Origin of the sequence: Advenella alkanexedens (assembly GCF_019132845.1) — a bacterium.
Taxonomy (GTDB): domain Bacteria; phylum Pseudomonadota; class Gammaproteobacteria; order Burkholderiales; family Burkholderiaceae_B; genus Advenella; species Advenella alkanexedens.
This window is the reverse complement of sequence record NZ_JAHSPR010000012.1, coordinates 17,128-30,645: the sequence shown is the minus strand read 5'-3', so window position 1 is coordinate 30,645 and position 13,518 is coordinate 17,128. Positions and strand designations below refer to the sequence as shown.

The 13,518-nt window shown below is 51.6% G+C and carries 11 protein-coding genes; all 11 read left to right on the top strand.

The window, feature by feature from the left end; all coding sequences use genetic code 11:
- Positions 1-145: 145 nt before the first annotated feature.
- The 11 genes from KU392_RS13050 to murA all read left to right on the top strand — a co-directional run bounded on the left by KU392_RS13050 (position 146) and on the right by murA (position 13,517).
- Positions 146-4,891 (top strand): glutamate synthase-related protein, encoded by a 4,746-nt coding sequence (locus KU392_RS13050; protein ID WP_169293152.1) that lies wholly within the window; start codon positions 146-148, stop codon positions 4,889-4,891.
- Positions 4,892-4,909: 18 nt separating this feature from the next.
- Positions 4,910-6,376, top strand: a complete 1,467-nt coding sequence (locus KU392_RS13045) for a glutamate synthase subunit beta (RefSeq protein WP_217735511.1) — start codon at positions 4,910-4,912, stop codon at positions 6,374-6,376.
- A gap of 144 nt (positions 6,377-6,520) precedes the next feature.
- A complete protein-coding gene (locus KU392_RS13040) occupies positions 6,521-7,357 on the top strand; it encodes an ABC transporter ATP-binding protein (RefSeq protein ID WP_169293196.1) in 837 nt (278 codons plus the stop codon).
- A complete protein-coding gene (gene mlaE / locus KU392_RS13035; RefSeq protein ID WP_217735510.1) occupies positions 7,354-8,130 on the top strand; it encodes a lipid asymmetry maintenance ABC transporter permease subunit MlaE in 777 nt (258 codons plus the stop codon). Before KU392_RS13040 ends, mlaE begins: the two co-directional genes overlap by 4 nt.
- 68 nt (positions 8,131-8,198) lie before the next feature.
- Positions 8,199-8,675 carry an outer membrane lipid asymmetry maintenance protein MlaD gene (gene mlaD, locus KU392_RS13030; RefSeq protein ID WP_169293155.1) on the top strand — a complete coding sequence of 159 codons (477 nt, stop codon included), beginning with the start codon at positions 8,199-8,201 and terminating at the stop codon, positions 8,673-8,675.
- Positions 8,676-8,748: 73 nt separating this feature from the next.
- Positions 8,749-9,567, top strand: a complete 819-nt coding sequence (locus tag KU392_RS13025) for an MlaA family lipoprotein (protein ID WP_169293156.1) — start codon at positions 8,749-8,751, stop codon at positions 9,565-9,567.
- A 208-nt stretch (positions 9,568-9,775) separates the two neighbouring features.
- Entirely contained in the window at positions 9,776-10,390 is a 615-nt protein-coding gene (locus tag KU392_RS13020) for an MlaC/ttg2D family ABC transporter substrate-binding protein (RefSeq protein WP_169293157.1), read from the top strand.
- A gap of 63 nt (positions 10,391-10,453) precedes the next feature.
- Positions 10,454-11,239 carry an ABC transporter ATP-binding protein gene (locus KU392_RS13015; protein WP_217735534.1) on the top strand — a complete coding sequence of 262 codons (786 nt, stop codon included), beginning with the start codon at positions 10,454-10,456 and terminating at the stop codon, positions 11,237-11,239.
- Entirely contained in the window at positions 11,239-12,024 is a 786-nt protein-coding gene (locus KU392_RS13010) for an ABC transporter permease (RefSeq protein WP_169293158.1), read from the top strand. Before KU392_RS13015 ends, KU392_RS13010 begins: the two co-directional genes overlap by 1 nt.
- A gap of 1 nt (position 12,025) precedes the next feature.
- Positions 12,026-12,268: a BolA family protein gene (locus KU392_RS13005; protein ID WP_169293159.1), complete on the top strand. Its 243-nt coding sequence runs from the start codon at positions 12,026-12,028 to the stop codon at positions 12,266-12,268.
- Entirely contained in the window at positions 12,261-13,517 is a 1,257-nt protein-coding gene (gene murA / locus KU392_RS13000) for a UDP-N-acetylglucosamine 1-carboxyvinyltransferase (RefSeq protein WP_169293160.1), read from the top strand. Before KU392_RS13005 ends, murA begins: the two co-directional genes overlap by 8 nt.
- Position 13,518: the final 1 nt, after the last annotated feature.

Genomic DNA, 13,518 nt, shown 5'->3' with positions numbered 1-13,518 from the left:
CTGTCCCTTATTTTTTAAGCAAAAATAATAATGATAAAAAAATAGGGTTCGACCCCTTTTATTTTTGTTGCGCAGTAAGAATTTTGTCTTTATTCTTGAAAGCTGAAAAGAACCTTGTTTAGCTCGAACCCATTGCGGAGCATGTATGTCTACCCTGATTAATAAAGATATTGTGACAGAGGCGTTTATTGATGCCTCGGCCATTGGTATACCACCACACCGGCAGCCCCGATCCCAGGGCCTGTACGACCGGGACAATGAACATGATGCCTGTGGTGTCGGGTTTGTGGCTAATATTAAGGGACAAAAAAGCCATGCCATTGTACAGCAGGGCCTGAAAATTCTTGAAAATCTGGACCACCGTGGTGCGGTGGGTGCCGATAAGTTAATGGGTGATGGCGCCGGTATCCTGATCCAGATTCCGGATGCCCTGTATCGGGATGAAATGGCACGCCAGGGCGTCACGCTGCCACCTGAGGGCGAGTATGGGGTGGCCATGGTTTTCCTGCCAAAAGAAACCGCTTCCCGGCTGGCTTGTGAAAAAGAACTGGAACGGGCGGTCCGCGATGAAGGGCAGGTTCTGCTGGGCTGGCGCGATGTGCCGGTAGACAGTGATATGCCCATGTCACCGGCGGTACGCGCTTGCGAGCCGGTTATCCGTCAGCTGTTCATTGGTCGTGGCCCGGATGTGATGGTGCCCGATGCCCTGGAAAGAAAGTTGTATGTGATTCGTAAAACCGCGAGTCATGCCATTCAGGCCATGAATCTGGCTCATAGTACCGAATATTTTGTGCCATCCGCATCGGTTCGCACGGTAGTTTATAAAGGTTTGTTACTGGCCGATCAGGTGGGGACCTATTACCGTGACCTGGCCGATACGCGGACTGTTTCCGCCCTGGCCATGGTGCACCAGCGGTTTTCCACCAATACCTTTCCAGCCTGGCCATTGGCCCATCCTTATCGCATGATTGCGCATAACGGAGAGATCAATACGGTCAAGGGTAACTTCAACTGGCTGCGTGCCCGTGAAGGTATGATGGAATCCGCGGTGCTGGGCAGCGACCTGCAAAAACTCTATCCGATTGTTTACGAAGGACAGTCTGATACGGCCACCTTTGACAATTGCCTGGAATTGCTGGTGACATCGGGTTACTCGCTGGCCCATGCCATGATGATGATGATTCCCGAAGCCTGGGAACAGCATACCGACATGGATGTCAACCGTCGTGCTTTCTATGAGTATAATGCCGCCAAAATGGAACCCTGGGACGGTCCTGCTGCCGTGGCATTTACCGATGGTCGCCAGATCGGTGCCACCCTGGACCGCAATGGCCTTCGTCCGGCCCGTTACCTGATTACCGATGACAATATGATCATTCTGGCTTCAGAAGCCGGTACCCTGACCATCCCAGAGCATCGGATTGTGAAAAAATGGCGTTTGCAACCCGGAAAAATGTTGCTGATTGACCTGGAGCAGGGCCGCATTATTGATGATGAGGAAATCAAGTCTCAATTGGCCAATAACCGTCCCTACAGACAGTGGATCGAGCGTTTGCGCGTACGCCTGGACGATTTGCCCGCCACAGACACGGTACATGCTGCCGACTACATGAGCCACGCTTCTTTGCTGGATCGCCAGCAGGCGTTTGGCTGGACCCAGGAGGATATCAAGTTCATTCTTGAACCCATGGGTAAAAATGGCGAAGAGGCGATTGGCTCAATGGGTAACGACGCGCCTTTGGCCGTGCTGTCCAACCGCTCGAAGTCTTTCTATAATTATTTCCGTCAGCTGTTTGCGCAGGTCACCAATCCGCCGATTGATCCAATCCGCGAGCAAATGGTGATGTCGCTGGTTTCCTTTATTGGACCCAAGCCCAATCTGCTGGATATCAACAACGTTAATCCACCCCAGCGGATAGAGGTTTCCCAACCCGTGCTGGACAGCGTGGGCATGTCACGTCTGCGTGAAATCGAGCGTTATACCGATAATAAATTCCGCTGTCACGAGCTGGATATCACTTACCCTGCCAGCTGGGGTACGGAAGGGATTGAAGCCTGTATTGCCGCTTTATGTGCCAGTGCCGTGGATGCGGTCAGAAGCGGCTTCAATATCCTGATTATTTCAGATCGCAAGGTGGATAGTGAACATGTGGCCATTCCGGCCCTGCTGGCCACCTCAGCCATTCACCAGCACCTTATCCGTTCCGGCCTTCGGACCAATACCGGTCTGGTGGTGGAAACCGGCTCAGCGCGTGAGGTACATCATTTTGCCCTGTTGGGCGGGTATGGAGCCGAGGCGGTTTACCCTTATCTGGCCATGGAGACCCTGGCCGCAACAGGCGGTGAAAAAGCCGTTAAAAATTATATCAAGGCGGTTGGTAAAGGCCTGAACAAGGTCATGTCCAAAATGGGTATTTCAACCTATATGTCTTATACCGGGGCACAGATTTTTGAGGCGGTGGGCCTGAAAAGCGATCTTGTGCGCAAGTACTTTACCGGTACACCCTGCAATATAGAAGGTTTGGGTATTTTTGAAGTGGCCGAAGAGGCCTTTAGACTGCATCGGCAGGCGTTTGGCAATGATCCGGTATTGGCCAATGAGCTGGATGCCGGAGGGGATTACGCGTTCCGTATTCGTGGTGAAGAGCATATGTGGACGCCCGATTCGATCGCCAAGTTGCAGCATGCCACTCGTGCCAATAATTACCGCACTTACAAGGAATATGCCCAGCTGATCAACGACCAGTCACGCCGTCACATGACGTTTCGTGGATTGTTTGAGTTCAAAGTGGATCCTGCCAGGGCCATTGCGCTGGAAGAGGTCGAGCCAGCCAAGGAGATCGTCAAACGTTTTGCCACCGGTGCCATGTCATTGGGCTCTATCTCTACCGAGGCGCATGCCGTACTGGCGGTGGCCATGAACCGGATTGGCGGCAAGTCCAATACCGGCGAGGGTGGCGAGGATGAGTTGCGTTACCGTGCGGAAATGCAAAGCGGTAAAAGCAATATCAAAACAGGTGATACCCTGGCTTCGGTGCTTGGTGCTGACCGCATCGTTGCTGAAGTTCCATTGCTTAAAGGGGATTCGCTGCGTTCAAAAATCAAACAGGTGGCATCCGGTCGCTTTGGTGTCAGTGCCGAGTATTTAAGCAGTGCCGATCAGATTCAGATCAAAATGGCCCAGGGTGCCAAGCCTGGTGAGGGCGGGCAGTTGCCAGGACATAAGGTATCTGAATACATCGCCAAATTGCGTTACTCCGTACCGGGTGTGGGGCTTATTTCGCCACCACCACACCATGATATTTATTCCATCGAGGATCTGGCTCAGCTGATCCATGATCTGAAAAATGTGAACCCAAGCGCTTCCATTTCCACCAAGCTGGTTTCCGAGGTGGGGGTTGGCACGATTGCGGCCGGTGTGGCCAAAGCCAAGTCTGACCATATTGTGATTGCCGGCCATGATGGCGGCACCGGTGCCTCGCCCATTTCCTCGATCAAGCATGCCGGTACGCCGTGGGAGCTGGGTCTGTCTGAAACCCAGCAAACCCTGGTGCTGAATAAATTGCGCAGCCGTGTGCGGGTGCAGGCTGATGGCCAGATGAAAACCGGCCGCGATGTGGTGATTGGAGCCCTGTTGGGCGCCGATGAGTTCGGTTTTGCCACTGCACCTTTGGTGGTGGAAGGCTGCATCATGATGCGCAAATGTCATTTGAATACCTGTCCGGTTGGCGTGGCCACCCAGGATCCCGTATTGCGCCAGAAATTCAAGGGCAAACCCGAGCACGTGGTGAATTATTTCTTCTTCGTGGCCGAGGAGGTCAGGGAAATCATGGCGCAGCTGGGTATCCGCAAGTTTGACGATTTGGTCGGACGTGCAGATTTGCTGGACATGCGAGCTGGCGTGACACACTGGAAAGCCAAAGGACTGGATTTCTCCCGTGTGTTTTACCAGCCTGACACCGAAACGGGCAAATATCATACCGAAGCACAGGATCATGGTCTTGAGGGCGCCCTGGACAAGCAATTGATAGAGCGCAGCAAGAGTGCGATTGAACGGGGTGAGAAAGTTTCTTTCATTATTCCGGTACGTAACCGCAACCGTACGGTGGGTGCCATGCTGTCAGGTGTGGTGGCCAGAAAATATGGTCATGAAGGCTTGCCGGATGACACTATTCACATTCAGTTTAACGGCGTTGCCGGTCAAAGTTTTGGCGCCTTTCTGGCGCATGGCATCAGTTTTGATCTGGTCGGGGAAGCCAATGATTATGTGGGCAAGGGCTTGTCCGGCGGGCGGATTTCCATCCGTTCACCGAATGACTTCAGAGGTTATGGTCCCGAGCATATTATCGTGGGCAATACCGTGCTGTATGGTGCGTTGGGTGGTGAGGCCTATTTCAATGGCGTTGCCGGTGAGCGTTTTGCCGTACGCAACTCGGGGGCAGCGGCAGTGGTTGAGGGTACCGGCGATCATGGCTGTGAATATATGACAGGTGGTACTGTGGTGGTGCTCGGAGAGACCGGACGCAATTTTGCCGCGGGTATGTCTGGGGGTGTGGCCTATGTATGGGACCCTGAGGGCAAGTTCAAGCGGCGTTGTAACCTGAGCATGGTAGAGCTGGAAGCGGTTGTGTCTCATGCAGAGCAGGAAAAAGAAGCCCGGATCGAGTGCTGGCATACCGCCAAGCGTGGTGACAACCGGCAAACCGATGAAGCCATTTTACGTTATCTGGTTGAAGAGCATTTTCGTCTGACAGGCAGTTTCCGTGCCCGTGATCTGCTCAGCAATTGGGAGGTATCACGTGCCCAGTTCGTCAAGGTGATGCCGGTTGAATATCGTCGGGCACTGTCGGAAATGTGGCAATCAGAACAAGCCTGCCAGAAAGTGGCTTAAGGGTAATTAGGAAAAATCATGGGAAAAACAACAGGTTTTCTGGAATTTGAAAGAATCAGCGAGTCGTATGAGCCTGCCAGTACGCGTATCAAGCATTACCGGGAGTTCGTGCTGGCACTGGATGACAAGCAGGCGCAGCAACAGGGGGCACGCTGCATGGATTGCGGTATCCCTTTCTGTACCAATGGCTGTCCGGTTAATAATATTATTCCTGACTGGAATGATCTGGTTTACCGGCAGGAATGGAAACAGGCCTTGGGCACGCTGCACTCCACCAATAATTTTCCGGAATTTACCGGACGTATTTGCCCGGCTCCCTGTGAGGCGGCCTGTACCCTGAATATCAATAATGATGCAGTAGGTATCAAGTCTATCGAGCATGCCATTATTGACAAGGGATGGGAAAAGGGTTGGGTTGTGCCCCAGCCTCCGGCCAAAAAAACCGGTAAACGCGTGGCGGTGGTGGGCTCAGGGCCGGCGGGTTTGGCTGCTGCCCAGCAATTGAGCCGGGCCGGTCACAGCGTGACGGTTTTTGAAAAGAGTAACCGGATTGGCGGTTTGCTGCGTTATGGCATTCCCGATTTCAAACTGGATAAAGGCCTGATTGACCGGCGCATGACCCAGATGGAGGCCGAGGGGGTGGAATTTCGCGCCTCTACCTACATCGGAGTACCGGGCGATACCGTGGAAGATGGGCTGACAATCATTAGTCCCGCCGAGCTGCAAAAAGCGTTTGATGCGATCATCATGGCCGGCGGCGCTGAAGTGCCCCGTGACTTGCCGGTACCCGGCAGGGAACTGAATGGGGTGCATTTCGCCATGGATTTTCTGCGCCAGCAAAACAAGGTCAATGCCGGTGATCGCTTAAGCGGCCAAATTGTGGCCAAGGGCAAGCATGTCGTGGTGATTGGTGGTGGTGACACCGGCTCGGACTGTGTGGGCACCAGTAACCGCCAGGGGGCGGCATCGGTGACCCAGATTGAATTGATGTCCAAATTGCCGGATGAGGAAAATCGGGAACTGACCTGGCCGTATTGGCCAGCCAAACTGCGTACTTCCTCTTCCCATGAAGAGGGTTGTCAGCGGGATTGGGCGATTGTGACCAAAGCGTTTCAGGGTGAAAAAGGCAAGGTTGAAAAACTGGTGGGTGCTCGGGTGGAGTGGTTGCGTGATGAAGCGACCGGCCAGATGAAAATGGCTGAAATCGAAGGCTCCGGATTTGAACTGAAGGCCGATCTGGTGTTGCTGGCCATGGGCTTTGTGGCGCCAGTGCCTGCCGTGCTGGATGCCTTTGGCTTGGATAGGGACGCGCGTGGCAATATCCGTGCCAATACCGAAGACTATCGTACCAATGTTGACAAGGTTTTTGCAGCGGGCGATATGCGTCGTGGCCAGTCCCTGGTGGTGTGGGCGATTCGCGAAGGGCGACAATGTGCCCGTGCGGTAGACCAGTATCTAATGGGAGAGACTGTTTTGCCACGATAGTCAATGATTGTTATTGGCAAATTTTTTGAACATACCATACAGACCCCGGAACAGAAATAATGTTTCGGGGTTTTTTTTGGTGTAAGTTGATGTGGCGTAAACTTTGATCAGCTACAATGGTTCTTTTTTAAATTTTTAAGGGTTATTCCGTTGAACGATCATCTTTCCAATTCAGATGTCATTCTTCGATTTTCCGATGTGTCACTGGGCTACGGAGAGCGGATGATACTTGATCACCTTGATTTGCAGGTGAAAAAGGGGCAGGTTGTCGCGCTGATAGGTGGCTCCGGCTCAGGCAAGACAACCTTGTTACGGGCTGCGATTGGTCAGCTCATTGCCCAAAAAGGGGTAGTGACCGCCTTTGGCCAGAATCTGGCGCAGGTCGGTCCGAATGTCCTGCGTAATATCCGTCAACGTATGGGGGTTCTGTTCCAGCAGGGGGCCTTGTTTACCGATTTGAATGTATTCGATAATGTGGCCTTTCCTTTGCGTGAACTGACTAAAGACAGCGAAGCGGTCATTCTTGAAAAAGTACTGGACAAACTGGATGCGGTGGGCCTGAGAGCGGCAGCGCATTTGGCCGTTTCGGAAATCTCCGGGGGGATGGCGCGGCGTGTCGCCCTGGCTCGTGCTATCGTGCTTGAGCCTGAATTGGTCCTCTATGACGAGCCTTTTGCCGGACTGGATCCGATCTCGCTGGGCATGACGGCCCAGTTGATCCGTAATCTCAGTGACCGTCTTGGCTGCGCTTCGGTGCTTATTACCCATGATATCGACGAGTCTTTTCAAATCGTTGATCAGGTATATATGGTGGGGCATGGTAAATTGCTGGCGTCTGGTACACCAGAGGATTTGCGTGCCTCTGAGGATGGCTATGTGAAACAGTTTCTGCATGGTTCGCCTGAAGGCCCGGTGGTTTTTGAGTATCCGGATACGCCAGCGTTTTCCAGCTGGTTGTCAAAACGCAAAGAGGGCTTATGATTTTCAAAAGTATCAGTGCCCTGGGGGCATTTATCATTAATGTCATCAGTGGCCTGGGGGTATTCAGTAAATTTACCTGGGAACTCTTCCGTAAATCAGGTATTGTGCTGCGTCGTCCGCGACTGGTGATTGATCAGGTGCATTTTATTGGTAATCACTCCTTGCTGATTATCGCCGTTTCAGGACTGTTTGTGGGCTTTGTCCTGGGCTTGCAGGGGTATAACACCCTGTCCATGTATGGGTCCGAAGAAGCCCTGGGCTTGTTGGTGGCTCTTAGCCTGGTTCGTGAGCTGGGCCCGGTGGTCACTGCCTTGTTGTTTGCCGGTCGGGCAGGTACTTCCATTACAGCTGAAATTGGTCTGATGAAGGCCGGGGAACAGCTGGCGGCCATTGATGTCATGGGCATCAGTCCCTTGCGCCGGATTCTTGCTCCGCGATTGTGGGGGGGTGTCATTGCCATGCCGATACTGGGGGCCATTTTTTCTGCCGTGGGTATTATTGGTGGCTGGGTGGTGGGTGTCCTCATGATCAATGTCGATGCCGGCTCGTTCTGGTCGCAAATGCAAAATGGGGTGGATGTTTTTTCCGATGTCGGTAACGGCCTGATTAAAAGTATTGTGTTTGGTTTTGCCGTGATGCTGATTGCCCTGTTTGAAGGGTGGTATGCCAGGCCGACGCCTGAAGGGGTTTCCAGGGCGACAACCCGAACGGTGGTCAGAAGTTCCCTGGCGGTTTTGGGGCTTGATTTCCTGTTAACCGCAGTAATGTTTTAATCAATGAGTGAAATATGTACCGGGCAAGGCGGGTTTGCTTGCCAAGCCCGGTACCAGGATGGATGACAATGAGTAAGAAAACCGATTTTCTGGTGGGTTTGTTTGTGTTACTGGGTGCCGTTGCGCTGATGTTCATGGCATTAAGGGCGGGCAATTTAAGTTCTTTCAGTTTTGAGCCTACTTATACTGTTAGTGCCAAATTTGATAACGTGGGTGCCCTTAAAACCCGGGCAGCTGTTAAAAGCAATGGGGTGGTGGTGGGCCGCGTAAAAAACATTCAATTCGACAACCGCGAATTTAAGGCTGTGGTAGAGTTAAGCCTTGAAGAGCGTTATAAGTTCCCCCTGGACTCCTCTGCCTCTATCATGACTGCGGGATTGCTGGGAGAGCAATATATCGGTCTGACACCGGGAGCGGATGAAAGCGACCTGGTCAATGGCAGTGAAATCATGTTCACACAAGGTGCGGTTGTACTTGAAGAATTAATCAGTAAATTTTTGTTCTCAAGTGCTGAGAGGGAAGGTTCCTCAGCGAATGGACAGTAATATCAGGCAGCCGTTCATTGCCGGAATGTTTGTGTTAAATTTTTAAATGCCAAGACGCTCAGAAGAGAAAATCATGATTAACAAAAAAACTGTCAGAAAAACATTAGGTCTGGCCAGTGTCGGGCTACTGGTAAGCGGGTGTGCCTCGGTGCCGCACCCCACTCCTGAAGACCCTTTGGAAAGCTATAACCGCAGCATGTTTGAGTTCAATGAGACGGTTGATAAGGTCTTGCTCAAACCGGTGGCAACCGGTTACAAGGCGGTTACGCCCAGCCCGGTTCGTACCTGTGTACGGAATATTTTTGGAAACCTGGGTGATGTCTGGTCGGCCATCAATAGCATGTTGCAGGGCAGGGCACTCGATTCAATCAATACCTTTGGACGTGTTTTGTTCAACTCCACCATGGGTATTGGCGGTTGTATTGATGTGGCCACCATGAATGGCGCGCATAAAATCCCCAATGACTTTGGCACTACGTTAGGTGTCTGGGGTGTTGGCAATGGTCCTTATGTTGTATTGCCTTTCTTTGGTCCGAGTACCGTGCGCGACAGTATAGGTCTTGTGGGTGATGTTGCCGGGGGAACTGCAGTCTATGCATCGCCTGCTGCGATTGATGATGTATCCGTGCGTAATGCCATTATGGCTCTCAAAGTCATTGATACGCGTACCAACCTGCTTGATGCCGATGCCTTGGCCGAGGATGTCGCCCTGGATAAATACACGTTTGTACGTGATGCCTACCAGCAAAACCGTAAGGCGCTGCTTGAAAGCAAGCTGCGCCCCGAAGTGCAGGATGTCGCCGCGGACGATATGCCCGTTCCCGTTTATGATGATCCCGAGCAGGCGGGTCATGATGCATCTGTACCTCAGTATGAGGATCCTGGCGAATAATTGCTTGTGTGCGTTAACGCTTCAACCCCTGAGAAACCATTTATTGAGAAATAGGTTTTTCAGTGGGTTTCAGTTTCCCCTCATCTGTTAACGCTTTCTGACAAATCCTTCATTTACTTAATGTATTGGTCGTCGGTTTGTGTTTTCATAGCATTGAACTTTTTTTAGTTATTAATTATTTTATTTTTGTGAATATTCAGGAGAAATCATGAAGCTCCAATCCGTGTTTCTGTTGGCCAGGCGTTTTGCCGCCATGGCTTTCGTATCGGCCGGCTTGCTTGGCACGGCCCAGGCTGCTCAAAGTCCAACGCAATTTGTAGAGCAAATTGCCAACCAAACCCTTGAGGCGGTCAAACAAAACACTGCTGCGCGCAGTGGCAATATCACTGCCATCAATGAGATTGTCAATAACAAATTGATGCCTTATCTTGATTTCCAGAAAACGACACGACTGGCTACCGGTCAACCCTGGCGTCAGGCAACCCCCGAACAGAAGACGGCGCTGACCAATGCGTTTAAAAGCACCTTGATTCGTACTTATAGCGGTGCTTTCAAGCAAGTCTCGGCAAGTACAAAAATTGAAATGCAGCCATTTCGTGGCAATCCGAATGCCAATGATGTCGTGGTTCGCTCAACCATTATTTCGGATTCCGGTCCGGTGGCGGTTGACTATCGACTGGAAAAATCGGGTGATAGCTGGAAAGTATACGATTTCAGTGTTGAAGGGATTTGGTTGATCCAGAATTATCGCAACCAGTTTGCTTCACAGATTGCGCAAAATGGTATTGATGGCCTGATAAACGCGTTAAATCAACGAAAGTAACATGTAAAAGGCTATAATCAGGGGTCTGTTTCGTGTCGGGAACAGGCCTTTTTTTATATGAATATGTCAGCTGTCAAAATAGAAAATATTTCCAAAATTTATGCGCCTACCCTTTCCTTAAGGCAAAGGTTGTTTTCTGGTTCGCCTGCCCGCCAGGGGTTTCAGGCACTCAATGATATCAGTCTCAATATTGAGCCGGGCGAGTTTTTTGGTTTGCTGGGTCCCAATGGGGCCGGTAAAACATCGCTTATTTCCATTTTGGCCGGCTTGTCACGTCCCAGCAATGGCAGGGCCAGTATCTGTGGTTACGATGTGGTTGCCGATTATAAAAACGCGCGTCGCTCTTTGGGAGTGGTTCCCCAGGAACTGGTCTATGACCCGTTTTTTACCGTCCGGGAAACCTTGCGTAATCAATCAGGTTATTACGGTTTGCGAAATAACGATGACTGGATCGACGAGATTCTCCTGAATCTTGGTCTGTCCGACAAGGCCGATACCAATATGCGAGCCTTGTCAGGTGGCATGAAACGCCGGGTGCTGGTTGCTCAGGCCCTGGTGCACCGTCCGCCTGTCATCATTCTTGATGAGCCCACGGCCGGGGTTGACGTGGATTTGCGGCGCAGCCTCTGGGATTTCATTTCCAGATTGAATAAAGAAGGCCATACCATCTTGTTAACGACCCATTACCTTGAAGAAGCACAAACGCTGTGTGGCCGTATCGCCTTTCTCAGAAAAGGCAAAGTGATCGCCCTTGATACCACCCAGGCCTTGATGGCCCAATTTGGCAGCGATGATCTTGAAGAAACTTTTGTGCAAATCATGCATACCGGAAGTGAACAGGCAGCGTAATGAATCCTTTACAACAAAATATTAAGTTTGGCTCTGGTTTTCCCACCTTGCTGCGCAAGGAACTATTGCGTTTCTGGAAAGTATCCCTTCAGACCGTGGCGGCACCGGTGATGACTGCCTTGCTGTATTTGCTGGTTTTTGCCCAGGTCCTGGAAGGGCGTGTGCAGGTATATGGCACTCTGTCTTATGTGGCATTTTTAATGCCGGGGCTCATGATGATGAGTATGATGCAAAACGCTTTTGCCAATCCTTCCTCCTCACTTATCCAAAGCCGTATTACGGGTAACCTTGTATTCGTGCTGCTGCCTCCGTTGTCTTATCTGGAAATTTTCGGTGCCTATATGCTTGCGGGTATTGTGCGGGGGTTGTGCGTGGGTGTGGGCATTTGGGTCGTGGCTTTACTGTTCATGCCATTGACGCCAGTCCAGCCTTTATGGATGTTGCTTTTTGCCGTCATGGCCTGTGGTGTTTTTTCCAGTCTGGGCCTGGTTGCGGGGCTTTGGTCCGAGAAATTTGACCAGTTGGCCCTGTTCCAGAATTTCCTGATCATGCCCGCCACTTTCCTGTCGGGCGTGTTTTATTCCATTCATTCCCTGCCGTCATTCTGGCAGGCTGTGTCGCACTGGAATCCTGTCTTTTACATGATAGACGGCTTTCGCTATGGTTTTTTCGGTATTTCCGATGTTTCGGTCTGGCACAGCTTTTCTGTCGTATTTTGTTTTTTCATCCTGACCTCGTTGCTGGCATTAAAATTGTTGGCAAGTGGCTATAAACTTAGGACATAAAATGTTACCCACTCCTGAACAGATTCGTGAATACATCACTTCCAACCTGGCCTGTGAACATATAGAAGTAGTGGGCGACGGTTCCCATTTCGAGGCCCTCATCGTGAGTGCTGCCTTTGAAGGAAAACGCCTGATTGCCCGGCATCAGCTGGTTTACGCGGCATTGGGCGATAAAATGAAGGCTGAAATTCATGCCTTGTCAATGAAAACGCTAACCCCTGAAGAGTATAAAGTGAATGGATAAATTGCGCATTATCGGTGGTAACCGTCTTTCCGGAGAGGTGACCATATCAGGCGCCAAGAACGCTGCCTTGCCTATTTTATGCGCAACTTTGCTAACGGCCGAGCCGGTTGTTCTGCGCAATGTGCCGGCGCTGAATGATATCCATACCACGCTGAAGGTATTGGGGCAGCTTGGCGTGAACATCCAGTGGCTGGATGACGGTGTGGTTCAGTTGCAGGCCAATCGGATTGTCAGTTATGAGGCGCCTTATGAGCTGGTGAAAACCATGCGTGCGTCCATTTTGGTGTTGGGGCCATTATTGGCGCGTTTTGGCCAGGCCAAGGTCAGCTTGCCGGGTGGCTGTGCCATCGGGCAACGGCCGGTCGATCAACACATCAAGGGCTTGGCCACCCTTGGGGCCGACATCCGTGTTGAGCACGGCTTTGTCCTGGCCAAGGCACCAAGGTTGCAGGGTGCTTCCATTCATACCGATATGGTCACCGTTGGCGGTACCGAACAGTTCCTCATGTCTGCGGCGTTGGCCAAAGGCACCACCATTCTTGAAAACGCGGCACGTGAACCCGAAGTCGTTGATCTGGCTGAACTGCTGATTGCCATGGGCGCCAAAATCAGTGGGCACGGTACTGACAGAATCGTCATTGAGGGTGTGGAGCAGTTGCATGGTGCCGATTACCGGGTGGTTCCCGACCGTATCGAAGCCGGTACTTTCCTGTGCGCGGTGGGTGTCACGGGGGGGGATATCCTGTTGCGTAATGCGGCCCCTTCAACCATGGGTGCCATCCTGGATAAACTTGAGGAATCAGGTCTTGAGCTGGAAACCGGACCCGACTGGATTCGTGCCTCAATGAGTGGCAAGCCTCGGGCAGTAGGGGTCAAGACCTTCGAACACCCCGGCTTTCCCACCGATATGCAGGCCCAGATCATGGCGCTTGATACCATCGCGAGCGGAACGGCTGTCATTGTAGAAAATATTTTTGAAAACCGCTTCATGCATGTGCCTGAGTTGATTCGTATGGGGGCCGATATTGAGCTGGATGGCCATACGGCCGTGGTTAATGGCGTCACGCAATTGTTTGGTGCCAAGGTCATGGCAACCGATTTGCGTGCATCGGCCAGTCTGGTCATTGCCGCTTTGGCGGCCAGTGGTGAAACCATCATCGACCGGATTTACCATCTTGATCGTGGCTATGAGCAAATGGAAGTAAAATTGAAAAGGCTGGGAGCACAAATTGAACGACTGCGTGGGTAAT